Raw genomic sequence first — 22,155 nt, forward strand, 5'->3', positions numbered from 1 at the left:
ACGACCAATGTACGAACACGACGTTATCGTGGTCGGCGCGGGCGGCGCCGGCCTCCGGGCGGCCATCGCAGCGCACGAAGAGGGCGCAGACGTCGCCCTCGTGACGAAACTCCATCCGGTGCGAAGTCACACCGGGGCGGCCGAGGGTGGCATCAACGCCGCGCTCCAGGAGGGCGACTCCTGGGACCTGCACGCCTACGACACGATGAAGGGGTCGGACTACCTGGGCGACGCCCCCGCCATCGACACGTTCGCGAAGACGGCCCCCGAGGAGGTCATCCAGCTCGAACACTGGGGGATGCCGTTCTCCCGCGAGGACGACGGTCGCGTCTCGCAGCGACCGTTCGGCGGCCTCTCATACCCGCGGACGACCTACGCGGGCGCCGAGACGGGTCACCACCTGCTGCACACGATGTACGAGCAGGCGGTCAAGCGCGGCATCGAGGTCTACGACGAGTGGTACGTCACGAACCTCGCCGTCACCGACCACGACGACCCCGAGGACCGCGAGTGTCACGGCTGTGTCGCCTACGACATCAAGTCCGGGAAGATAGCGGGGTTCCGCGCGAAGGGCGGCGTCATCCTGGCGACGGGCGGCCTGGGCCAGGCGTTCGACCACACGACCAACGCCGTCGCCAACACCGGCGACGGCTGTGCGATGGCATACCGCGCCGGCGTCCCGATGGAGGACATGGAGATGATCCAGTTCCACCCGACGACGCTGCCGTCGACGGGCGTCCTCATCTCCGAGGGGGTCCGCGGCGAGGGCGGTATCCTCTACAACGACGACGAGGAACGCCTGATGTTCGAGTACGGCTACGCGAACAACGACGGCGAACTCGCCTCCCGCGACGTCGTCTCCCGGTCCGAGCTCACCGAGATCAACGAGGGTCGGGGAATCGAGGACGAGTACGTCCACCTCGACATGCGGCACCTGGGCGAGGAGCGCATCCTGGACCGCCTCGAGAACATCCTCCACCTCGCGGAGGATTTCGAGGGCGTCGACGGCCTCGATGAACCCATGCCGGTCAAGCCCGGCCAGCACTACGCCATGGGCGGCGTCGAGACCGACGAGAACGGCGAGACGTGCATCGAGGGGCTCTACGCCGCCGGCGAGACGGCCTGTGTCTCCCTGCACGGTGCGAACCGCCTGGGCGGCAACGCCCTACCGGAACTGCTGGTCTTTGGCGCCCGCGCCGGCTACCACGCCGCGGGCAAGGACATGAAGACCGCGGAGATCCAGACCGGCCCGTCCGCCAAGAGCGAGGCCGGCGACGTCCACCCGCCGGTCGAACCCGGTGCCATCGACGCCGGCGGCGAGGACGTGGCCGCCGACGGGGCCGCCGTCGAACCCACGGCCGTCATCGAGAACGCGGTCGAACGGGAGCGCCACCGCGTCGAGACCCTCCTCGAGTCGGACGGCATCAACCACGCCGAGGTCCGCGCCGAGGTCCAGGAGACCATGACGGACAACGTCAACGTCTTCCGCGAGGAAGACAGCCTGAAACAGGCGCTCCGCGACATCCGGCAGGCACGCGTCGACTACGAGGACGTCGCCGTGGCCGACCCGTCGCGGACGTACAACACCGACCTCATCCACACCATCGAGACGCGCAACATCCTGGACGTCGCCGAGGCGATCACGCTCGGGGCGCTGGCCCGCGAGGAGTTCCGTGGCGCCCACTGGCGCGCCGAGCACCAGGAGCGCAAGGACGACGAGTGGATCAAACACACCATGCTCGCCTGGAACGACGGGACCCCTGAACTGTACTACAAGCCCGTCATCCTCGAAGGCGACGAACAGACCTACGAGCCCAAGGAACGCTCGTACTGAGCGCCGTTCCGCGGCCGCTTGCCGATTCTCCCGTCTCCGACACGATGTCACGTCCAGTACATATTTTCGTGACGCGCGCCTACTGACTCGTCGCGGAAGGGTGGCTCAGTGGTAGAGCGTCTCCGGCCGGGGACTCCCCCGGCCGGGAGTCGACCCGCACAGGGCTCCGCGTGGTTCGAATCCCGCCCCTTCCATGTCGCCATCGCTGGACGGGCAGCCACGGCTGCGACGCTGTGAGAGCAGGGAAAGGGGGAAAGGAGTGGAGGACCAGGCACCACCGAGGTACCTATATCGACAGTATCGGGAACTGGATATAACTCTTGACTTCCAATTTCAAATATTGAGAACGACGCCCGTCGGGGCGGCCTGGACCTGCCGGTGGTCGTCCCTGCGTGTATCGATTGCTCCCTCGCAACACACGTCCGGGGACGTCTCTCACCGGGTGATTCCGGGAGGAATTGTGCGTGGGTGCTGACCCATGTAGGGAAAGCACCTGCATCGTACTCGGCGGCAGCGCCGCCTCGTGTCGAGGGCCGCGGGATGCACGCCCCTCGCGGGCGATGCGTGGGACCGGATTCGAACCGTCTGCAGACGGTCGCTCGCGCGCTGCGTCTGCCGGGGTTCAAACCGGTCGTGCATCGACCGGCACTCGCGGTCCGCTCGTGCCGTAGCGATGCGTGGGACCGGATTTGAACCGGCGGACCCCTACGGGACAGCGCCCTCAACGCTGCGCCGTTGGCCTGGCTTGGCTACCCACGCTCGCTCTGTCTTGCTGCGTTATTTCGTATCCCGTGGTATAATAAAAGCGCTTTCCTTTGTACCCGACCGCGCCAGGGTGTCCCACCCCTGACGAACCGGGCGTTTCAAATACGACGAGGACGCTACCGACCGCATGGCCAAATACTCGACCGGCAGCGGGGGCGACAGCGCCGGCGGGAGCTGCGGGCTCTGCGGTGCCGAAGGCGGTGACCTCCAGACCGCCGACGTCGCGGGTGCGACCCTCCAGCTGTGTCGCGACTGCGCACGCGACCACGGCAAGACGGACCGGACACAGACCAGCGACGACGACGAGCGAGCCCGCCGGAAGAAGGCGGCACAGAACACCGCGCGCCTCCGGGACGCCCAGCAGGGCGACGCCTCCCACTGGGAGGACGGCGCCGACTACGACGACGACCAGCTGCCCTACCTCGTGAAGGGGTACGGCAAGCGCGTCACCGAGGCGCGACAGGCGGCGGGCCTCCAGACCGCCGACCTGGCCGCGGAGATCGACGCCGACGAGTCGGCCGTCCTCGCCGTCGAACAGGGCCGTGCGACCCAGGCCGGCGTCGGTGGGTCGCTCGTCGCCAAACTCGAGGAGTTCCTCGACGTGGAACTGGTCGAAGACTGACCCCGATACCTTTCTCCGTGCCGCCCCAACCGGGGCTATGGACCTCTCGCCCGACCAGCGTGCGATCCGGGACCTCGTCAGAGATTTCGCCGTCGAGGAGGTCCGTCCGACGGCACGCGAGGCCGACCGCGACCAGTCGTTCCCCGAGGCCGTCTGGGACGGCCTGGCCGCCCTCGACGTCACGGGGCTCACCACTCCCGAGGCATACGGCGGGTTCGAGGCGGACCGGCTGACCTACGCCCTCGTCAACGAGGAGCTTGCCTACGGGTCGCTGTCGGTCGCGACGGCGCTGTCGGTCCACTGCCTGGCGACGTCGTGTATCGCCGAGTTCGGCGACGGGACCGTCCGCGAGGAGTGGTTGCCGGAGATGGCTACCGGGCGTCCGGTCGGTGCGTTCGCGCTGTCCGAGCCCCAGGCCGGGTCGAACCCCCGGCAGATGGCGACCGTCGCGCGGCGCGAGGGCGACGCGTACGTCATCGACGGCGAGAAGCAGTGGATAACGAACGGCCAGCGCTCGGGCGTCGTCGTGGTGTTCGCGAAGACCGACCCGGCGGACGACGACTCCATCACGCAGTTCCTCGTGCCGAAGGACGCGGCGGGACTGTCGGTCGGCGAGAAGGAGGACAAGCTGGGCCTGCGGGCCAGCGACACGACCTCGCTGACGTTCGACGGCGTGCGGATTCCCGCCCGCTACCGACTGACGGAGGCTGGCGAGGGGCTCGCGGCGGCGCTCTCGATACTCACCGGCGGGCGCCTCGGTATCGCGGCCCAGGCGACCGGCGTCGCACAGGCCGCCCTCGACGAGGCGCTGGCGTACGCACAGGAGCGCGAGCAGTTCGACGGCCCCATCGCCGACATCCAGTCCATCCGGCACACCCTCGCCGAGATGGCGACGACGGTCCAGGCCGGTCGCCTGCTCACCTGGGACGCCGCCCGGCGGATGGACCGCGGCGAGGACGCCCGGCGGGCGGCCAGCATGGCGAAGTACTTCGCGAGCGAGGGGGCCGTCGACGTGGCAAACGAGGCCGTCCAGATCCACGGCGGCTACGGCTACACGACGGAGTTCCCCGTCGAGCGCCTCTACCGCGACGCGAAGGTCACGACCATCTACGAGGGGACGAGCGAGATTCAGCGAAACATCGTCGCACGCGACCTGCTCGAGTGACTCGTCGGTCCGGAGGTGGGAAGGCATTTGGTCTGTGGCCAGCTACCGTCGCCTATGACTCACGACGCCGTCGTCTACGACCTCGACGGCACGCTCGTCCGGCTTGCTGTCGACTGGGGGGCCGTCGCGTCGGCCGTCGACGAGGTACTGACCGACCGGGGCGTCGCCACGGGGACGCGCGGCCTCTGGGAGATGCTGCAGCTGTCCGACGAGACAGGTCACCGGGAGGTCGTCGAGGCGACGATAACCCGCTTCGAACGCGACGGGGCCCGCGACTCGACTCGCCTCGACCTGGCAGACGGGCTGCCACACGACGTCCCGGTCGGCGTCTGCTCGCTCAACGCGGAAGTCGCCGTCCGGACCGCCCTCGACGTCCACGACATCGAGGGGCACGTCGGCCCCGTGGTCGGCCGGGACAGCCTGGGCAGTGCGAAACCGGACCCGGAAGGGCTGCTCGCCGTCGTCGACAGACTGGACGCGAGGCCCGAGGCGACGGTGTTCGTCGGGGACTCGGAACGCGACGCCGAGACGGCCCGGCGGGCGGGCACGGACTTCGCGTGGGCGCGCTCGTTCGATCAGCGCCGGTACCGGGCGTAGAGATAGACGACGACGGCGGTCACAAACCAGACGACGGCCCCGACCCGTACGGCAAAGAGTGCACGCGCCGTCCACGAAGTGAGCGTCGCGAACGCCGAGAGTCCGACGACGACGGGCGTCCCGACGAGGATGGTCGTCAGGAAGGTGACCTGCATCACCCACCCGAAGTCGACGCCGTCCGGGTCGGTCTGTTCGACTGCTGGCACGCGTGAGCGTTCAGCCGGCCCGGTGATGCGCCTTGCGGTTTCGCCCAACCCGAACACGTAATATCACGGCGCACCCGGCCACGGACATGACCACTGTCAGGGACCTGCAGGCGATGGCCGGCGAGGAGCCGATAACGATGTTGACCGCCTACGACGCGGTCACCGCCCGACTCGTCGAGGACAGCGGGGTCGACGTCGTCCTCGTCGGTGACAGCATGGGTAACGCCGTCCTCGGGCACGACGATACTCTCCCGGTGACCGTCGACGAGATGGCGTCCCGCGTCGGTGCCGTCGCCCGGGGGACCGACGAGGCCCTGGTCGTCGCGGACATGCCCTTCCTCTCCTTTGGGACCGACGAGGCAGAGAGCGTCCGGAACTGCGGCCGGATGCTCAAGGAGGAGGGCGCCAACGCGGTCAAGCTAGAGTCGGGCCCACACACTGTCGATCTCACCGGACACCTCTCGGACATGGGCATTCCGGTGATGGCACACCTTGGGCTGACTCCCCAGAGCGTCAACCAGAGCGGCTACACCCGGCAGGCGACCGACCGCGAGGAGGCAGCAGAGATCCTCGAACTCGCGCGTGCCCACGAGGACGCCGGCGCCTTCGCGCTGGTGCTCGAACACGTCCCGTCGAACCTCGCGGCGCAGGTGACCGAGGCCATCGACATCCCGACCATCGGCATCGGTGCCGGCGGCGACTGCGACGGTCAGGTACTCGTGTTCACCGACGTCGTCGGCCTCGCGGAGTCTTCCCCGCCGTTCGCCGCACAGTTCGGCGACGTCCGAAGCGAGGTGACCGACGCCGTCGCCGACTACGTCGCGGCCGTCCGCGACGGGGAGTTCCCCGCCGAGGAACACGGCGGGACGGCCAACGGACTGGACGACCTGTACTGACCGACCGACGCCACCCGAATCGTTTCCCACTCGTCGACTACATCGAGAGGTCCCGGTTACGAGACGGTGGACCCGGACGGTCGACGACGCTGTCGCACGGGTACTCGACGACGAACGCCTCGAGAGGCGCGACGGCCTCCTCACGGGTGATTATCTCACCACGGAGGGACAGTCGCCGGCCGACGACCCGCGGGCAATCGATACCGCGGGTCTGGACCCGAACACCGAGGTACACGATTTCGACCCCGCCACCGCCCGGCGTCGGCCGACGACGAGGCGGGTCCCGAGACCGCTACCGGCACGGCAGGGAGCACGGCAGACGACTGACGGGGGGTCGGATCGGCGGTCGCCCTCCGTGACGGTTCCGGACAGCGGTCAGTCCGCTCACGAGACGCGTCGCTCGGCGAGGAGACACCAAAGGGAACTTTCGGGGGCGATGCCCCCGTAGCGTGTGACACTACGGAGCCTTCCGGCTCCACTTTCACTTTCAACGTCTGACGCAAAAAGTCTAACGTACGTTTCATCTGGAGATAATGGCAGAAACCCGTCAACGAGCCTAGTTCCGGCCCTCGGAAACGCAATCGAAATCGGGGCCTACTGGTCGAGCAGCGAGTCGAAACTGCCGCTCTCGACGAGCAGGTCCTGCATCTGCTCGACGGTGTCCCGGTCCCGGGTGCGCCCGGACCGCAGGACGTCTTCGACGCGGTCGATGGTCGTCCGCGTGTCCGACTGGACGAGCAGAATCGGGACGTTCTCCTCCTCCGCGCGTCCGAGAACGGCGCTCGCGGGCCTGAGGCCGCCGGTGAGAAGCAGTGCCTTGATGCCCGAGGACTCCAGGGCTGCCGTCTGGACCTCCGATCGGTCCCCGCCGGTGATGAGCACGGCCTCGCGGATGCGGCGGAACTGTTCGAGGGCGGCGCTCCCACCCATCGCCCCCACGGAGAACCGCTCGACGTGTGCGCTGGTGTCGGCCTCCTTGGTGAGGATGTCGGCACCGACGCTCCGCGAGAGGTCGTCGACGGTGACCCCCGCCAGTTCCTGGACCCGCGGGAGCGCCCCGTAGACGGGGACGTCCCGGCCGGAGAGGAACGGCATTACGTCGTCGGTCAGGGTGTCCATCGCGTCGTCGGTGACGCCGTTGAACAGCACGCCGGCGAGACGGTCGCCAAGAGTCCGTGCGGCGTCGAGCACCTCGTCGATGTCGCCGGCCTGTGCGTAGCCGCTGAGCAGGAGCACCTCCGCGTCAACCGCCTCGGCGATGTCGGCGTCGGTCAGGTTGACGATGCCGCCGGTCTCTAAGCGGTCGCTCCCCTCGAGGACCATCAGGTCGACGCCCTCAGAGAGCGACTCGAAGTTACCGACCACGCGCTCGCGCAGTTCCGCGGGGTCCTCGCGACCACGGATGGCCTCCTGGATGAACGTCGGCGAGTAGACGATGGGCTCCATCTCGTGCATCTCCGCGTCGAGGTCCAGCAGTTCGCGCGCGAGCATCGGGTCCTCGTCGCGGGTCTTGCCGACCGCGCTCTGGAGTCGGGTCCCCTTCGGCTTCATGTAGCCGACCGAGAGCCCGGATTCCTTGGCCTGTTTCGCCAGGGCGAGCGTGATTGCCGTCTTGCCGATACCTTCCTCCGTGGACGTGACGAGTAGCGTGTTCGTGTCGGTCATAGTTTCTCCTGGTCGAGCGTGAGTCGCAGGTCGACCGCCTGTACCCCGTCGGGGGTGGCGACGAGCGGGTTGATGTCCAGTTCGACGATGGCCGGGAAGTCAGTGACCAGCTGGGAGAGTCGCTGGATGGACTCGACGAGGGCGCCTTCGTCGACGGGGTCCCGTCCCCGGGCCCCGCGCAGCAGCGGCGCGGACTCGATGTCGTCGAGCATCTCCCTGGCTTCTGGCTCGCTGACGGGCGCGACCCGGACGGTGTTGTCCTCGAGCACCTCGACGAAGATGCCGCCCAGGCCAAAGAGGAGGAGCGGGCCGAACTGCGGGTCGCGGTTCATCCCCAGGATGGTCTCGGTCCCGGACTCGAGGTCGACCATCTCCTGGACCTGGACCCCGAGCACCGTCGCGTCGGTCTGATAGTTCCGGGCCCGGACCACGAGGTCCTCGTAGGTGCTTCGGACCTCCTCGGGCGGGACGCCGACCTCGACGCCCCCGATGTCGGACTTGTGGAGGATGTCCGGGCTGACGATCTTCATCACGACGTCGTCGCCGATGTCCCGGGCCACCTCCTCGGCCTCCGTCGGCGACCGTGTCACGGCCCCCTGTGGCGTCGGGATGCCGTAGGCGTCGAGCAGTTCCATCGCCTCGACCCCGAGCCGGTTCGTGTCCCGCCGGGCGGCCGTGCGGAGTATCTCCTCGGCCCGGTCCCGGTCGACGTCGAACGTGGCCGGGTCCGCGTAGTCGCGGGCCTGGATCTGCCGGTAGTCCCGCAGCGCGTCGAGACTGTCGACGGCCCGCGCTGGATCGAAGTAGTTCGGGATGCCCGCCTCGCTGAGCACCTCCTGTCCGGCACCGACGGACTTCCCGCCCATCAGCGTCGTGGCCACGGGCGTCTCGTGGGCCGCCTGTTTCTCGACGATCACCTCGGCGAGCTCCTCGAACGAGAGGACCGCCGTCGGACAGGCGACGACGACGGCCATCGAGACGTTGTCGTCCGCAAGCACCGTCTCCAGGGCGAGCTCGAACCGCTTTGCCGGGGCGTCCCCGATGATGTCCACCGGGTTGTAGATGTTGGCCTCGTCGGGCATCGACTCCCGTAACCGGTCGAGCGTATCGTCCTCGAACTCCGCCAGCGAGAGGTCCGAGTCGCCGACGGCGTCCGTCGTCATCACGCCCGGCCCGCCGGCGTTCGTGACGATGGCGATCCGGTCCCCGTCGGGGAGCGGCTGGCCCGAGAGAATCTGGGCGTAGTCGAACAGTTCCTGGACCGACTCGACGCGGAGGGTCCCGGCCTGCTCGAGGCCCGCCTCGTAGGCGCGTTCGGACCCGGCCATCGCCCCGGTGTGGGAGGCCGCGGCACTGGCACCGGCGTCGGTGCGGCCGGACTTGACGAGGACGATCGGCGTCTCCTGGGTCACCTCCCTGGCCGTCCGGATGAACTTCGTCCCGTCGGAGATGTCCTCCAGGTAGCCGAGGATGACCTCCGTCTGGGGGTCCTCGCCCCACTCGGCGACGAAATCGCCCTCGTCTAGGATGGCCTTGTTGCCCAGCGAGACGATGTCCTTGAACCCGACGTCGCGCTCTGCGGCCCAGTCCAGCACCGCCGTGACGAAGGCCCCGGACTGGCTCATAAAGGAGATGTCTCCCTTGCTGGCCATCTCGTTGCCGAACGTGGCGTTGAGTCCGTCGGGCGTCGACATCACCCCGAGGCTGTTGGGCCCCACGAGGTTGAGGTCGTACTCCCGGGCGGCCTCCTTGAGTTTTTGCTCGCGGGACATGCCCTCGCTACCGGTTTCGCCGAACCCGGCAGTGATGACGACGACGTTCTGTACCCCCGCCTGGCCCGCGTCTCTGATGGCCTGGACCGCCGCGTTCGGTGGCACGACGACGACGGCCACGTCGACACTTCCGGGGTCGTCGACGTCGCCGATGGTGTCGTAGCACCGCAGGCCCAGCGCCTCGTCTTTGTATGGGTTGACCGCCACGACATCGCCGTCGAACGATGCGAGGAGGTTCGACGTGATGGCGCGACCCACGGACCCCTCCGAGTCGGTCGCACCGATCACGGCCACTCGTTCCGGCGCGAAAAGCGTCGATAGTCGTCCCATGCCTCTACTGGGAGTTCTCCCGCTGATCGAATATATCTGCTGGGTCGCTCCCGGCGGGTGAGAACCGGCCGCGGCATCGAAATCCACTTGAGAGTGGACCCACGAAAACGGGCGATTGCACGTCGCTTTTGCCCTCCCGGGGCGTAGGGTCGCCGATGACAGACGCCGACCTCACGGCGCCGTTCGACGACGAGGTGGTTCGTGCCGTCGCGGCCGAGAACGACGTCGACCGGGACGTGCTGGCGGACGCGCTCGTCGACCACCAGCGGACGATGCAGGCCAATCCCGGGGTCGAGGACCTCGTCTACGAGTGGCGCAAGCAGTACGCGGACCCGGTCCTCGAGCGGACCCCCGACCGGTACGTCGTCGGGGTCAGGACCGCCGTCTGGGAGGAGTACGGCGAGTACCTCGACCTGGAGGACCACGTGCTGGCGGCCCTGGTCGCCGTCCACCAGGAACAGGTCCTCCGGACGCTGTCGGAGGACGCGCTGGCGGGCGCGACCGACCTCGTGGCGCTCGTCGCGGTCCGGCCGGGGAGTGACTGACCGGCACGAACCGGGCCGGGCAGGCCCGGCGGGACGGTTCTGATCGGCCACGACGACCGGCTGGCGTTTTCACGTTTGGGGAACTATTTCTGCCTTGAAGAAAAAACTCTCTTTCCGGTGACGAAGTTTTAAGCCTGTTCGGCGAGTATCGGAGCTTGTCATGGCGACACAGGAACACGTCCGTCGTGAATTTGATTCCGTCGAGGAAAACGCGCTCCGCCTCGACCGGGAGAAGGCGACACAGGTCATCGACGCCCTGAATCAGGACCTGGCGGACACGTACGTGCTGTACCACCAGCTGAAAAAGCACCACTGGAACGTCGAGGGCGCGGAGTTCCGCGACCTCCACCTGTTCCTTGGTGAGGCCGCAGCAAACGCCGAGGGGGCCGCCGACGAACTGGCCGAGCGCGCCCAGGCGTTAGGTGGAACGCCGGTGGCGGGCCCGGCCGCCCTCGCCGACCACGCCGCGGTCGAGTCCGAACCGGCGGACGTCTTCGACATCCGCACCTCGCTCGAACACGACCTCGAGATGTACGGCGACGTCATCGAGTCGCTGCGGGACCACGTCGAACTGACGGCGAACCTCGGCGACCACGCGACGGCACAAATCCTCCGGGACATCCTCGTCGAAGTCGAAGAGGACGCCCACCACGTCGAACACTACCTCGAGGACGACACGCTCGTCCAGGGGTAATGCGGGACCGACTCACGGACGGGGCGTGACGGTCAAATCGGTCGAAATCCACCCGTCGCTGTTGTCCTGCTCGGTGAATACGGTCCGTTCGGCTTCACTGCTGTGAGCGCTCACGACGGGCCGACCACTGTCGTCGTATTCGACTGCCATCGAATGGATTAGGCGAGCCTAAAGACAAAAGCGTTTCTCTCTCCACCGGTCGACGGCGGGCTTTTGTAGGTCACGGGGCTAGTGGGAGCATGAGCGACCGCTCCGACGAGGACCTGACCGCCCTGGTGACGGACCTCGTGACGACGCTCCGGGACCTTGAGACGGCCGTCGAACCACGGACCGCTCGCGGCCGGCGACGGCCGCCCACACCGGGAGAGCTGCTCCGGTTCACGAGCGACGTGACCATCCCGGCGGCCATCCTCGTCCTCCGGACGAACATCGAGGCGCTGAAACTGCTTCGGCGAGCGATTCGGCTGGCTGACGGACGGCCGCCGGCCGGGGAGTCGGCAGCGGCAGACGTCCGCCGGCGGGCCGCGGACCTGAGCGACGTCACTCTGCGGCGCCTGGACGACGCCCTCGCGGAGATCCAGCGTGCCGTCGAGGGCACGCCCGAGGACGAGGACGCCCGAGAACTGCTCACGGAGGCCCGTGAACTCCGTTCGGAACTCGGGGAACGCGTGCAGGCGGCTGAGGACCCCCGGTCGGACTCTGGCGAGACCCCCGAGGACGTCGCCGTCGACGTCGACGCCGAGCTGGAATCGATCAAGGACGACGTGGACCGACGGGAGGACGGCGGGGACCACGACGGGTCCGACGACAGTTAGTAGCCGACCCGGTGCGCCACAGGTCGCGAGCGCTGCTGAAACATAATGATTTATTATGTTATAGTGTCTTGGTCCGGGTAGAGATGTCAAACAGCGAGTACCCCGGCCACCGACGGGCCGTCTTTTTCGTCCGCGCAGACCTGCCCGCGCCGTCCGCCCGGCGCCGGTCGGCGCTGGAAGGGACACTGCGGAACCTCGTCGACGCGGGCGTACTCGACGACGTCGAGACGGTGGACTGGGACAAGCGTGTCTGTGCCGACGGCCCGGCAGAAACCGCCGAAGAGATCCGTTACGAGGAGTTCCGCGAGTGGGCCGAGCAGGCCAACGTCTCGCTGACGCCGTGCTTCGACACCCGTGCGTGTTACAGCACGACCACCGGGGAGCGAGAGACCCACCTCGTGATGCCGACGATGTGCCTCGCCGTCTACGAGGACGACGAACTCGTCCGGGTCGCCCCACACGCGACCGGCGGCGGCACCGAGTCCGTCACCGAGTGCGTGGCGCGTCTCTCCTCGCGCACGGACCTGCTCCGCGAAGAGGCCACCCGGGTCACGATGGCCGATTGACCCGTCCGGGCTACCGATACGGCTATCTCGTCGCCTGTCGTAGGTTCCTCGAATACCGGTGGACGTTACCATGAAACGCGTTGACGGGGCTACACTGTACGTGCGGACGCCAGCACCGATGGCGACAGAGAAGCGCCGGGAGACCCTCCTCGGACGGCTCGAAGCACTCCGCGTGGCAGGGGCCATCGACGAGGTCACGGTCACTTACTGGTTCCGTCAGGCCAGTGCGACGGACGGCGATCCGGTGATGCCCTCCGTCGTCGCCCTGGAGGCGTGGGCCGACGAACACGAGGTCTCGCTCGAACCGGCCTTCGAACACCACGCCCGGTCGAACTGGTTTACCGGGACGGACGACGACGTCGTCTCGCTCCCGGTCATCTGCCTGGCACTGCTCGATGGCGGTGCCATCTGTGCCGTCTATCCGCACGTCGGGCCCGCCGGCTACCAGAGCGTCGTGGACGGCATCGACCAGCTCGAGGCCGAAAGCTCGGCCGAACGGTCCGCTTCAGTCTGACGGGTGTTCGCTCCGGTTCCGAGAGGGTGTCGCGAAGCGCCGCGTCGGCCGTGTTGGCAGCCCTACGGTCCCGTCCCTGTCTCGGTTCTTTCGTCCGGACCCGTCAGACCGGGTCCCAGCGGTACCCGTCCCAGGCCTGGCTCTCGGGCTCTTTGATGCCCTCCGCCGGGTCGCGGAGCTGTTCGACGTAGACCGGTTCGACCTCGTCGCCGGTCTCGACGTGTTCGGTGGTGACCTGGCCGAGCGCGCGGACGAAGTTGTCGGTCCGGTCCTCCCCGGTCAGATCGAACTCGACGATGGCCATCGTGTTTGGCTGTCGGACGCCGGGTGGCGTCGCCGTCGACTTCGTCCAGGTGACGACCTCCCCGGTGCGTGCAGAGAGGTCCAGCGTGTCGTGCTGTGGTTCGCCGCAGTCCGGACAGCGGGGGTGGGTCGGGTACGAGACGTGTCCGTTCGGACAGATACCTGCTTCCAGCGTCATTCTGCTGCCTCCATGATGGTGGTGATGACACAGTTGCCGAAGCCACCGACGTTACAGGCCAGCGCCGTCTCCGCGTCGACCTGCCGCGGACCGGCCTCGCCGACGAGCTGTTCGTATATCTCGACGCCCTGGGCGACGCCGCTCGCGCCGAGCGGGTGCCCCTTGGACTTGAGTCCGCCCGAGGTGTTGATCGGCAGGTCGCCGTCTTTCGCCGTCGTCCCGTCCATCGCCAGCTCCCAGGCGGTTCCCTGTTCGGCGACGCCGATGCCCTCCAGTTGCAGGAACTCGAGGATGGTGAACATGTCGTGCAGTTCCGCGATGTCCAGGTCCGCCGGTCTTAGCCCGGCCATCTCGTAGGCGTCCTGACTGGACTGGACGACGCCGCCCATGACAGTCGGGTCGTCACGTTCGTGGACGACGTGCGTGTCGGTCGCACCACTGATGCCCGAGACGACCGCGTACTCGTCGGCGATCTCCGCGGCACGCTCCTCGGTCGTGAACATCATCGCGGCGCTCCCGTCCGTGATGGGACAGAAGTCGTACAGCCGCAGTGGGTCGGCGATGATGGGTGACTCGAGGGCTTTCTCCATCGTGATCTCCTTCTGGAACTGCGCGTTGGGGTTGTCGACGCCGTTCCTGTGGTTCTTTACGGCGACGCGAGCCAGCGACTCGCGAGGGGCGTCGAACCGCTCCAGGTAGTGGCGTGCGGTCATCCCGGCGAACGACGGCAGGGTGACGCCGTGCTTGTACTCCGCCGGGTGGGTGATGGAGGCGATGATGTCCGTCGCCTCACCAGTCGTCTTGTGGGTCATCTTCTCCCCGCCGACCAGCAGCGTCATGTCGCTGGCGCCGGAGGCGACCGACTGCCATGCCTCGTAGATACCCGCCCCACCCGAGGAGGAGGTCTGGTCGACCCGTTCGCTGTACGCCGGCATCAGCCCCAGGTCGTGGGCGAGCAGGTTCATCACGCCGGTCTGGCCCTCGAACTCGCCGCCCGCCATGTTCGAGACGTACAGGTGCTCTACGTCGGCGGGTGTGACGCCCGCGTCGTCGAGACACTCCTCGCCGGCCTGCGAGAGCAACTCGCCGAGCCAGGCGTCACGTTGCCCGAATTTCGTCATCGACGCACCGATTACTGCGACTCCCATGTGCGGTGACTCTCGGGGATACCCCCTGTAGATTTCGGTCCGACTACACATCGGGTGTGGCTGTCGTATGGCTGCTGTCCCGGCGGGTGCGAATCCACACAAGATTCATTACCGTGTCCCGGTCAGCCACGGACATGGAGGAGGCCTGGATAACACTGCAGTGTCCCGATTGCACCGAACGCTGGGAGGTAAACCCCGCCGACCTCGAGGGGCCATCCGTCGACCACGAGTGTGACGCCTGTGGAGTGACCCATCCGGTGAGCGAGTTCTGCGAGACGAAACGCGATCTCGAGATTCTGACCGAGTTGACCGCCTGAGCGGCCCGGACTCGGGCACGCTCTCACGAGATGAAAAGACTAATTCACTTATATGCCCAGGGCGGGGATACGTCGGACCATGAACCCACTCGACTCCGGACGGGGCGTGGGGCCGCCGGGCCGGACGTGCAGGGAGGCGAGCCGTGTCCGATGAGCGGGAGCGCTGGCATCCTCTTTGTCTGCCCGGAGTGCGCAGAGCACATCGAGGTCAACGAGTCGATGAAGGCGGCGATTCTCGAGAGCGGATGCATCGTCTGCGGGACGGCCGTGTCCGCCACCGCCTTCGAGCGCGACTGAGTCAGTCCCCGGCGGACACGGCCTTCCGCCCCGAGAGCTCGGTCTCTTGCAGGCAGTGGACGCTCACGTCGGTGCGCTCTTTGTCCGCCTCCCAGATGCCAAACGCCGGCGTCTCGCCCGCTCCCAGGACCTCGATGCGATGCGGAGAGAGGTCAGCCTTCTCGAGTTTCGTCAGTTCGCCGTCGCAGATGACGCTCCGTGGCCCCGCTGCCCCGTCGAAGACGACCAGTCGGGCCGGCGTCGACTCCTCGAGGAAGGTGTCTTTCTCGCTCGTATCGAGGTGGCCCAGCCGGAGCAGGAACTCGCCGCGTGTCTCGTCGTACGCGTAGGAGACCGGAATCGCGTACGGCCGCTCCGTCGCGGCGAGCGAGAGGACACCGAACCCATTCGTCTCGAGAAACCGTCCGATCTCCGTCCCCGTCATCTCCACCGTCCCCTCCCCTGACATTGTTCGAGTTAATCTGTGGCCGATAGTAAGTGTGCCGGTGGCCGAGACCGGGGGCTCACTCTGCCAGCAACGCGTCGAGGACCTTCGACTGGGCCGCAGCGAGGTGCTCGCTGAACGTCGGCCGACTGATGCCCATCGCGTCCGCGACGTCGCTTGCGTTGGCCCGTTTCGGGTGCTCGAAGTAGCCCAGTTCGTGGGCCCTGCGAAGGGTCTCTCGCTGCCGGGCCGTCAGCGTCCCCCGGTCGACGAACACGAGGTCGTGGTCGTCGCGGCTCCCCTCCGACCGGAGCAGGCGCTGGACGTCCACCGCCGGGAACGTCTCGCGGAGGTCCGCGACGAGGTCCTGTAACGTCCCGACGTCGGGCGCGTGGAAGGTCAGGAACACCGACCCGTCCCGGACGTAGCGGTCGGCGATGGGGCAGTCGTACGTCTCGATGCAGTCGCACGGACACCGGTCGGTCCCGTCGCGCGTGTACCGGTAGACCGTCTTGTCCCCGTAGTCGAAGACCGGGTCGACGCCGTCCGGCAGGTCGGCGCCGGGGTCGACGGCGTGGTCGTCACCCTCGAGCATGAACTCGACCGTCGTCCGGTCGGGCTCGTCGGCGTTGACGCTCTTCCTGACCGCTCGGCTCTGTGTTCCCGTCCGTGCGGCCGCCCGTGCGACGAGACAGGTCTCCCCGGGTTCGACACGGACCTCCGCGCGGATGCCGGTCCCCATTGGTTCGATACCTCGGGGGACACCTATCTAAATCTCCCGGCGGGAGTACTTAAACCACCCATCATATGGTGGATGTCCCACTCTCACCGCACGTCGCATACGCCGAGGTAGCATCCACGATGTCGTCACACGCGCACCGATTCGAGGCCAGCGGTCCGAGCGAGACACGGAGCACAGCCATCGACGAGTCGGCCCTGCTGTCGGTCCTGACCGACGAGAAGTGTCGGGGAGTCCTTCGCGCACTCGAGGCCGACTCGCTGACCGTAACGGAACTAAACGACGAACTGGGCGTCCCGGTGTCGACGCTCTACCGGAAGGTCGACTGCCTCGTAGACGCCGGACTGGTCGAGGAACACACCCGGTTCCGGGCCGACGGGAACCACAAGAGCGAGTACGTCCGCACCGTCTCGACGGTCTCGCTCGACGTCGACCTCGAGGAGTTCACGGTCACCGTCGACGATCGCTGACGGACGGTCGGCCGCTGACCCGGTCGGTCAGTACTTCGCTCTCGCCGCGGCAGCCCACTCGTCGCCGCGCTCGACGTCACGGGGCCACCGCCGCTTCCCGAACCGCCCGAGTCGCTCGGCCAGCGTCCACCGGTCGGTGTACTCGACGCTGTCGGCCGCCGGCGCGACGGCCGCCGCTCGCTGTCGGTCGGTCGCGTGTGCGCCGACGGCGCTGGCGATGGCAGCGGCCTCCGACCGACTCGCGTCCGCCGGAATTGACACCGTCAGGTCCCGCTCGACGGTCACCGTCGTGGTGCGAGCCGCCTCGGCCTCGTCGGGTCGCGCCTCGGGTTCCCTGAGTGCGGACATCTTACAGCGGGATGTTGCCGTGGTCTTTCGGCGGCGTGTCCTCGCGCTTGCGCTGGAGCAACTCCAGGTCGTCGATGAGGCGCTTGCGCGTGTCCTTCGGTTCGATGACGTCGTCGAGGTAGCCCCGCCGGGCCGGCCCGTAGGGATGGGCGAACTCCTCGCGGAACTCGTCCATCAGCGCCTGTCGCTTGGCGTCGGGGTCGTCGGCCTCGGCGATCTCGTTCCGGTAGAGGATGTTGACCGCGCCCCGCGGGCCCAGCACGGCCATCTCGGAGCCGGGCCAGGCGTAGTTGACGTCGCTGCCGAGGAACTTCGAGGACATCACGATGTAGGCGCCGCCGTAGGCCTTCCGGACGACCACCGAGAGCAGCGGGACGGTGGCCTCGGCGTAGGCGTAGATGAGCTTCGCCCCTCTGCGGATGATGCCGTTGTGCTCCTGGTCGGTGCCGGGCATGAACCCGGGGACGTCGACGAAAGAGACGATGGGGATATTGAACGAGTCACAGAAGCGGATGAAGCGGGCGGCCTTCTCGGCGGCGTCGATGTCCAGCGTGCCCGCGCTCACGCGGGGCTGGTTCGCGACGATGCCGACCGAGCGACCGTCCATCCGGGCGAACCCGACGACGACGTTCCGGGCCCAGTTGGCGTGGGTCTCGAAGAACGACTGCTCGTCGACCACCTTGTCGATGACCTTCGTCATGTCGTAGGGCTTTCGCGGGGCCGACGGGACGATGTCGGTCACCTCGGGAATCTCGCGTTCCGGGTCGTCCCACGGCTTGACCCGCGGCGGGTCCTCCATGTTGTTCTGGGGGAGATACGAGAGGAGCTGGCGGATGTTCTCCAGGGCCTCCTCCTCGGAGGGATACGAGAAGTGGGCGACGCCGGACTTCGAGGAGTGTGACCCGGCCCCGCCGAGCTCCTCCTTGGACACCTGCTCGCCGGTGACCGTCTCGATGACGTCCGGCCCCGTGATGAACATGTGGCTAGTGTCCTGGACCATGAACGTGAAGTCCGTCAGCGCCGGCGAGTAGGTCGCGCCGCCGGCACACGGGCCCATGATGGCCGAAATCTGTGGGATGAGCCCGCTGGCCTTCGTGTTGCGTTCGAAGATCTTGGCGAACCCGACCAGCGAGTCGACGCCCTCCTGGATGCGGGCCCCGCCGGAGTCGTTGAGGCCGATGACGGGGACGCCGGTCTCGATGGCCTTGTCCATCACCTTGCAGATCTTCTCGGCGACGACCTCGCCGACCGAGCCACCCAGCACCGTGAAGTCGTGGGCGAAGACGAAGACCTTCCTGCCGTCGACGTCGCCGTAGCCCGTGACGACGGCGTCGCCGGGGAACGTCTTTTCCTCCATCCCGAAGTTCGTCGACCGGTGTTCGACGAAGGGGTCGACCTCGTTGAACGTCCCGTCGTCGACGAGGAAGTCGATGCGCTCGCGCGCAGTCATCTTGCCCTTCTCGTGTTGGGCCTCGATGCGTGCCTCGCCGCCGCCGAGCCTGGCTTCCGCCCGTCGCTCGCGGAGTTCCTCGACGGCGCTTCGGTCCTCGCTCTCGTCCTCGGAGTCTTCCTGTCTGCTCATGTTACCACTCCATGCCGCCGTTGACGCCCAGCACCTGTCCGGTCATGTAACTGGACTCCTCGCCGGCGACGAACCGGACGATGGAGGCGATGTCCTCGACCGTCGCGAACCGGTCCAGCGGGATGTTCCGCAGGATCTTCTCCTGGACCCGCTCGGGGACTTCCTCCAGCATGTCGGTGCGGACGAACCCGGGCGCGACGCAGTTCGCCGTCGACCCGGTGTGAGCGAGTTCCAGTGCGAGCGTGCGCGTGAACCCGAACAGCCCGGACTTCGTCGTCGCGTAGTTGGCCTGCCCGATGTTGCCCTGCTGGCCGACGACGCTCGAGATGTTGATGAGTCGCCCGTTCTCGGCGTCGCGGATGTCGTCGTAGAAGGCGTCGGTGCAGTTGAACACGCCGCCGAGGTTGACGTCGATGACGGTCTGCCAGTCCTCGCGGGACATGTTCTCGAACTTCTTGTCGATGGTGATGCCAGCGTTGTTGACGAGCACGTCCGGCGCCCCGAACTCGTCCACCACGGCGTCTCGCATCTCCCGGACCTCGTCGTGCTTGGCCACGTCCGCCTGGACGGCGACGGCCTCGCCCTGCCCCATCTCCGCTATCGTGTCGACTACCTCGCGGGCTTCCCCCTCGGAGGACCGGTAGTTGACGACCACGTTGGCGCCGTGTTCGGCCAGGTCCTCGGCGATACCTCGACCGATACCTCGCGACGAGCCGGTGACGACACAGGTCTGGTCCTTCAGATACATGTGTCAGGTGTGCAACCCCCGTGGTCTGGTGTATTCATCTCTCACCATAGACGGCAAAGCACAGGCAAATAATAGTTCGCCTTATAGTTCGGTAATCCCCGAACCGGGAATAGAATGACCTTGCTACGGCCCCCAACCTGTGGACACGTATACAGATACACGTGGGAACCGTTCGGCCTGCATACATTTAGGCCGACCTAAAACAGAAAACCTCTTTAGGGCGGCCTAAAGAATCTCGTGTACGATGACTACGGACATCTGCGTCGTCGTGCCGACCGTACGTAACCACGAGTGTCTGCGCGAGTATTGCCAGAACGCCCGGGACCACGGGTTCGACCTCGACCGACTCTTCTTCGTGCTCGTCACGGAGGACTTCTGTGACACCGAGGCGATGGAACGGATGCTGGCAGAGGAAGGCGTCGCCGGAGCGGTGTTCGACGGCACCGCCCGCGAGGTGTGGTTCGCCGACCACGGCGTCGCCGAGTACGACCACCTCGTCCCGGCGGCCAGTCACGCCCAGACCTCCTTTGGCCTGCTGTACCTCTGGGCCAACGACTTCGAGTACGGCTTTTTCGTCGACGACGACACGCTGCCCCACGAGGACGTCGACTTCTTCGGGACCCACATGGAGAACCTCGCCTTCGAGGGCGAGGTCGAACGCGTCCGGTCCGACGAGAACTGGGTCAACGTGCTCTACCAGAACGAGGACGAACATGGGCTCTACCCGCGCGGGTACCCCTACGCCGCGATGGACGAGTCGGTGGAGACCGACACCACCTACGTCGACGACGTCGTGGCCTCCCAGGGACTGTGGACCAACGTCCCGGACCTCGATGCCGTCCGCATCCTGATGGACGGCGACCTGCAGGGCCAGGCCCAGACCCGGACCTCGGCGTCTGACTTCGGCGAGGACTTCGTCGCCGCCGGGGGCAACTACCTCACCGTCTGCTCGATGAACCTCGCGTTCCGCCGCGAGGTCGTCCCGGCGTTCTACCAGCTGCCGATGGACGACAACGAGTGGGACGTCGGCCGGTTCGACGACATCTGGTCGGGCGTGTTCCTCAAGCGCGCGGCGGACCTGCTGGACAAGCACATCTACAACGGCGGGCCGCTCTGTGAGCACAACAAGGCGCCGCGCTCGACGTTCTCGGACCTGACAAACGAGGTCCACGGCTTGGAGCTCAACGAACACGTCTGGGAGATCGTCGACGACGCCGCCGACGACGCCGACTCATACCGCGAGGCCTTCGACGCCATGGGTGAGGCGCTCGCCACCGGCGATTTCAGCGATTGGGAAAACGGGGCCTTCCTTAACTACTGCGGGGAGTTCATGCTCGACTGGCTCGAGTGCCTGGCCGAACTCGACTCGCGACGGGCCGACCGCATCCCCGTCACGGCCGACGATTAAAACGCAAACCATTTAGGTAAACCTAAAACTACTACATTACAACATGACCGACGACGACACTCTCTCTGACGGGACCCGCTCCCGTCGCCGATTCCTCCAGTTCGGTGGTGCGACGGCTGCCGCGGCGCTTGCCGGGTGTTCCGGCCTCTCGCTCGGCGGGGACGGCGACACCGGGCCCGTCTCGCTGTCCGACTTCCGCGGGTCGGGGCCGCTGGTCGCCCAGCGACCCGACCCCGGCGGGACCTCCATCGAAGACTTGCCCGCGCTCGAGGGCGAACTGACGCTGTATCTCGGCGGGGGCGAGGGCGGCCTGTACCTCGACCTCATCGAACTGCTCGAGCGTCGCTACCCCGACTTCACGACCAACCACCGCCTCGAGGCCTCGAGCGACCTCGCGAACACCATCATCGAGGAGGTCGACGCCGGACAGAGCCCGGCCGACGTCTTCATGGCCGTCGACGCCGGGTCCCTGGGTGCCGTGGCCAACGCCGGCGCCACGGCCGCGCTTCCCGAGGAAGCGCTCTCTGCGGTCCCCGAGGAGTTCCAGGACGAGCAGGGGCGCTGGGTGGGTATCGCCGGCCGCGCACGCGCGATTCCGTACAACACCAACGAACTGTCGGCGTCGGACGTCCCCGCCTCCGTCCAGGACTTCCCGGAGACGGGCGCCTTCCAGGACAGTCTCGGCTGGGCGCCCACCTACAGCGCGTTCCAGTCGTTCGTCACGGCGATGCGGCTCATCCGCGGCGACGAGGAGACCAGAGCGTGGCTCCAGGCGATGCTCGACGCCGGCATCAGCGAGTACCCGGACGAGTTCCGCGTCTCGAACGCCGTCGCCGACGGCGAACTCGTCGCCGGGTTCGCGAACCACTACTACTCCCAGCGGGTCAAGTCCGCCCGGCAGGACGCCCCGCTCGACCTGGCGTTCACCGAGGGCGACGCGGGTGCGCTCGTCAACGTCTCCGGTCTCGAGATACTCCAGGGGACCCAGAACAGCGAGCTCGCGGCGAACTTCGTCCGCCACATCCTCTCGGCGGAGGCCCAGGAGTTTTTCGCCACGCGGACCTTCGCGTACCCGATGATCCCGGGGGTCCAGCCGGTCGGCGGCCTGCCGACCATCGACGAGCTGGACCCGCCGGATATCGACCTGACCGAACTCGCTGACGTCGCGGGGACGGTCGACCTCCTGCGGGAGGCGGGAGTCCTCTGA

General features: G+C 67.3%; 27 protein-coding genes and 2 tRNA genes. 16 read left to right on the top strand and 13 right to left on the bottom strand.

Annotated features, from left to right (window positions below):
* The first annotated feature begins 7 nt into the window (after positions 1–7).
* Both P1K88_RS09980 and P1K88_RS09985 read left to right on the top strand, forming a co-directional pair.
* The gene (locus P1K88_RS09980; RefSeq protein ID WP_276410028.1) at positions 8–1,834 is read left to right on the top strand and encodes an FAD-binding protein; all 1,827 of its coding nucleotides are present in this window, start codon (positions 8–10) and stop codon (positions 1,832–1,834) included.
* A 94-nt stretch (positions 1,835–1,928) separates the two neighbouring features.
* Positions 1,929–2,028: transfer RNA gene (locus P1K88_RS09985), tRNA-OTHER, on the top strand.
* 480 nt (positions 2,029–2,508) lie between these two features.
* On the opposite strand, the gene P1K88_RS09990 is transcribed toward P1K88_RS09985, so the two are convergent.
* A tRNA-Leu gene (locus P1K88_RS09990) sits at positions 2,509–2,593 on the bottom strand.
* Positions 2,594–2,726: 133 nt separating this feature from the next.
* Here P1K88_RS09990 and P1K88_RS09995 point away from each other — a divergent pair.
* The 3 genes from P1K88_RS09995 to P1K88_RS10005 are packed head-to-tail and all read left to right on the top strand — an operon-like array spanning position 2,727 to position 4,983.
* Entirely contained in the window at positions 2,727–3,221 is a 495-nt protein-coding gene (locus tag P1K88_RS09995; RefSeq protein ID WP_276410029.1) for a helix-turn-helix domain-containing protein, read from the top strand.
* Between the two features lie 37 nt (positions 3,222–3,258).
* On the top strand, positions 3,259–4,386 hold the full coding sequence (locus P1K88_RS10000) for an acyl-CoA dehydrogenase family protein (RefSeq protein WP_276410030.1): 1,128 nt from the start codon (positions 3,259–3,261) through the stop codon (positions 4,384–4,386).
* 54 nt (positions 4,387–4,440) lie between these two features.
* Positions 4,441–4,983 (top strand): HAD family hydrolase, encoded by a 543-nt coding sequence (locus P1K88_RS10005; protein WP_276410031.1) that lies wholly within the window; start codon positions 4,441–4,443, stop codon positions 4,981–4,983.
* Here P1K88_RS10005 and P1K88_RS10010 read toward each other — a convergent pair.
* Entirely contained in the window at positions 4,962–5,189 is a 228-nt protein-coding gene (locus P1K88_RS10010; protein WP_276410032.1) for a DUF5822 domain-containing protein, read from the bottom strand. The genes P1K88_RS10005 and P1K88_RS10010 overlap by 22 nt on opposite strands.
* Positions 5,190–5,275: 86 nt before the next feature.
* On the opposite strand from P1K88_RS10010, the gene panB reads away from it, so the two are divergent.
* Positions 5,276–6,085, top strand: a complete 810-nt coding sequence (panB, locus tag P1K88_RS10015; protein WP_276410033.1) for a 3-methyl-2-oxobutanoate hydroxymethyltransferase — start codon at positions 5,276–5,278, stop codon at positions 6,083–6,085.
* 37 nt (positions 6,086–6,122) lie between these two features.
* Here the strand turns inward: panB and P1K88_RS10020 are convergent, their stop codons facing one another.
* The 3 genes from P1K88_RS10020 to acs all read right to left on the bottom strand — a co-directional run bounded on the left by P1K88_RS10020 (position 6,123) and on the right by acs (position 9,852).
* Complete coding sequence (locus P1K88_RS10020) at positions 6,123–6,320, bottom strand: hypothetical protein (RefSeq protein WP_276410034.1); 198 nt, start codon at positions 6,318–6,320, stop codon at positions 6,123–6,125.
* Positions 6,321–6,679: 359 nt separating this feature from the next.
* On the bottom strand, positions 6,680–7,750 hold the full coding sequence (locus P1K88_RS10025) for a phosphotransacetylase family protein (protein ID WP_276410035.1): 1,071 nt from the start codon (positions 7,748–7,750) through the stop codon (positions 6,680–6,682).
* Positions 7,747–9,852: an acetate--CoA ligase alpha subunit gene (gene acs, locus P1K88_RS10030; protein WP_276410036.1), complete on the bottom strand. Its 2,106-nt coding sequence runs from the start codon at positions 9,850–9,852 to the stop codon at positions 7,747–7,749. Before acs ends, P1K88_RS10025 begins: the two co-directional genes overlap by 4 nt.
* 155 nt (positions 9,853–10,007) lie before the next feature.
* Here acs and P1K88_RS10035 point away from each other — a divergent pair, with 155 nt between their 5' ends.
* Positions 10,008–10,397, top strand: a complete 390-nt coding sequence (locus tag P1K88_RS10035) for a DUF8048 family protein (RefSeq protein ID WP_276410037.1) — start codon at positions 10,008–10,010, stop codon at positions 10,395–10,397.
* Positions 10,398–10,557: 160 nt separating this feature from the next.
* Positions 10,558–11,091, top strand: a complete 534-nt coding sequence (dpsA, locus tag P1K88_RS10040; RefSeq protein ID WP_276410038.1) for a DNA starvation/stationary phase protection protein DpsA — start codon at positions 10,558–10,560, stop codon at positions 11,089–11,091.
* Positions 11,092–11,103: 12 nt separating this feature from the next.
* Here dpsA and P1K88_RS10045 read toward each other — a convergent pair whose 3' ends face one another.
* Positions 11,104–11,241: a hypothetical protein gene (locus P1K88_RS10045; RefSeq protein WP_276410039.1), complete on the bottom strand. Its 138-nt coding sequence runs from the start codon at positions 11,239–11,241 to the stop codon at positions 11,104–11,106.
* A gap of 89 nt (positions 11,242–11,330) precedes the next feature.
* Here P1K88_RS10045 and P1K88_RS10050 point away from each other — a divergent pair, with 89 nt between their 5' ends.
* From P1K88_RS10050 to P1K88_RS10060, 3 genes are all read left to right on the top strand, one after another.
* Positions 11,331–11,906, top strand: coding sequence for a DUF7547 family protein (locus P1K88_RS10050; RefSeq protein WP_276410040.1), 576 nt, complete (start codon positions 11,331–11,333; stop codon positions 11,904–11,906).
* An 83-nt stretch (positions 11,907–11,989) separates the two neighbouring features.
* Positions 11,990–12,472: an HTH domain-containing protein gene (locus tag P1K88_RS10055; RefSeq protein ID WP_276410041.1), complete on the top strand. Its 483-nt coding sequence runs from the start codon at positions 11,990–11,992 to the stop codon at positions 12,470–12,472.
* Positions 12,473–12,542: 70 nt separating this feature from the next.
* The gene (locus tag P1K88_RS10060) at positions 12,543–12,986 is read left to right on the top strand and encodes an HTH domain-containing protein (protein ID WP_276410042.1); all 444 of its coding nucleotides are present in this window, start codon (positions 12,543–12,545) and stop codon (positions 12,984–12,986) included.
* A gap of 103 nt (positions 12,987–13,089) precedes the next feature.
* Here P1K88_RS10060 and P1K88_RS10065 read toward each other — a convergent pair whose 3' ends face one another.
* On the bottom strand, positions 13,090–13,467 hold the full coding sequence (locus tag P1K88_RS10065) for a Zn-ribbon domain-containing OB-fold protein (RefSeq protein WP_276410043.1): 378 nt from the start codon (positions 13,465–13,467) through the stop codon (positions 13,090–13,092).
* The gene (locus tag P1K88_RS10070; protein ID WP_276410044.1) at positions 13,464–14,615 is read right to left on the bottom strand and encodes a thiolase family protein; all 1,152 of its coding nucleotides are present in this window, start codon (positions 14,613–14,615) and stop codon (positions 13,464–13,466) included. The genes P1K88_RS10065 and P1K88_RS10070 overlap by 4 nt, the downstream gene beginning before the upstream one ends.
* 134 nt (positions 14,616–14,749) lie before the next feature.
* On the opposite strand from P1K88_RS10070, the gene P1K88_RS10075 reads away from it, so the two are divergent.
* Positions 14,750–14,932 (top strand): DUF7836 family putative zinc-binding protein, encoded by a 183-nt coding sequence (locus P1K88_RS10075; protein WP_276410045.1) that lies wholly within the window; start codon positions 14,750–14,752, stop codon positions 14,930–14,932.
* 150 nt (positions 14,933–15,082) lie between these two features.
* Positions 15,083–15,229 (top strand): DUF7560 family zinc ribbon protein, encoded by a 147-nt coding sequence (locus P1K88_RS10080; protein WP_276410046.1) that lies wholly within the window; start codon positions 15,083–15,085, stop codon positions 15,227–15,229.
* 1 nt (position 15,230) lies between these two features.
* On the opposite strand, the gene P1K88_RS10085 is transcribed toward P1K88_RS10080, so the two are convergent.
* Positions 15,231–15,677 (bottom strand): pyridoxamine 5'-phosphate oxidase family protein, encoded by a 447-nt coding sequence (locus P1K88_RS10085; RefSeq protein ID WP_276410047.1) that lies wholly within the window; start codon positions 15,675–15,677, stop codon positions 15,231–15,233.
* A 55-nt stretch (positions 15,678–15,732) separates the two neighbouring features.
* Positions 15,733–16,395, bottom strand: a complete 663-nt coding sequence (locus P1K88_RS10090; protein WP_276410048.1) for a helix-turn-helix domain-containing protein — start codon at positions 16,393–16,395, stop codon at positions 15,733–15,735.
* A 119-nt stretch (positions 16,396–16,514) separates the two neighbouring features.
* On the opposite strand from P1K88_RS10090, the gene P1K88_RS10095 reads away from it, so the two are divergent.
* Positions 16,515–16,862, top strand: a complete 348-nt coding sequence (locus P1K88_RS10095; RefSeq protein WP_276410049.1) for an ArsR/SmtB family transcription factor — start codon at positions 16,515–16,517, stop codon at positions 16,860–16,862.
* Positions 16,863–16,889: 27 nt separating this feature from the next.
* Here P1K88_RS10095 and P1K88_RS10100 read toward each other — a convergent pair whose 3' ends face one another.
* The 3 genes from P1K88_RS10100 to P1K88_RS10110 are packed head-to-tail and all read right to left on the bottom strand — an operon-like array spanning position 16,890 to position 19,540.
* Positions 16,890–17,210: a DUF8022 family protein gene (locus P1K88_RS10100; RefSeq protein WP_276410050.1), complete on the bottom strand. Its 321-nt coding sequence runs from the start codon at positions 17,208–17,210 to the stop codon at positions 16,890–16,892.
* A gap of 1 nt (position 17,211) precedes the next feature.
* Positions 17,212–18,792: an acyl-CoA carboxylase subunit beta gene (locus P1K88_RS10105; RefSeq protein ID WP_276410051.1), complete on the bottom strand. Its 1,581-nt coding sequence runs from the start codon at positions 18,790–18,792 to the stop codon at positions 17,212–17,214.
* 1 nt (position 18,793) lies between these two features.
* On the bottom strand, positions 18,794–19,540 hold the full coding sequence (locus P1K88_RS10110) for a beta-ketoacyl-ACP reductase (protein WP_276410052.1): 747 nt from the start codon (positions 19,538–19,540) through the stop codon (positions 18,794–18,796).
* Between the two features lie 244 nt (positions 19,541–19,784).
* On the opposite strand from P1K88_RS10110, the gene P1K88_RS10115 reads away from it, so the two are divergent.
* Entirely contained in the window at positions 19,785–20,948 is a 1,164-nt protein-coding gene (locus P1K88_RS10115) for an alpha-1 4-glucan-protein synthase (protein WP_276410053.1), read from the top strand.
* Between the two features lie 43 nt (positions 20,949–20,991).
* Positions 20,992–22,155 carry an extracellular solute-binding protein gene (locus P1K88_RS10120; RefSeq protein WP_276410054.1) on the top strand — a complete coding sequence of 388 codons (1,164 nt, stop codon included), beginning with the start codon at positions 20,992–20,994 and terminating at the stop codon, positions 22,153–22,155.

The organism is Haloarcula halobia (assembly GCF_029338255.1).
In the GTDB taxonomy this organism is placed as follows: Archaea; Halobacteriota; Halobacteria; order Halobacteriales; family Haloarculaceae; genus Haloarcula; species Haloarcula halobia.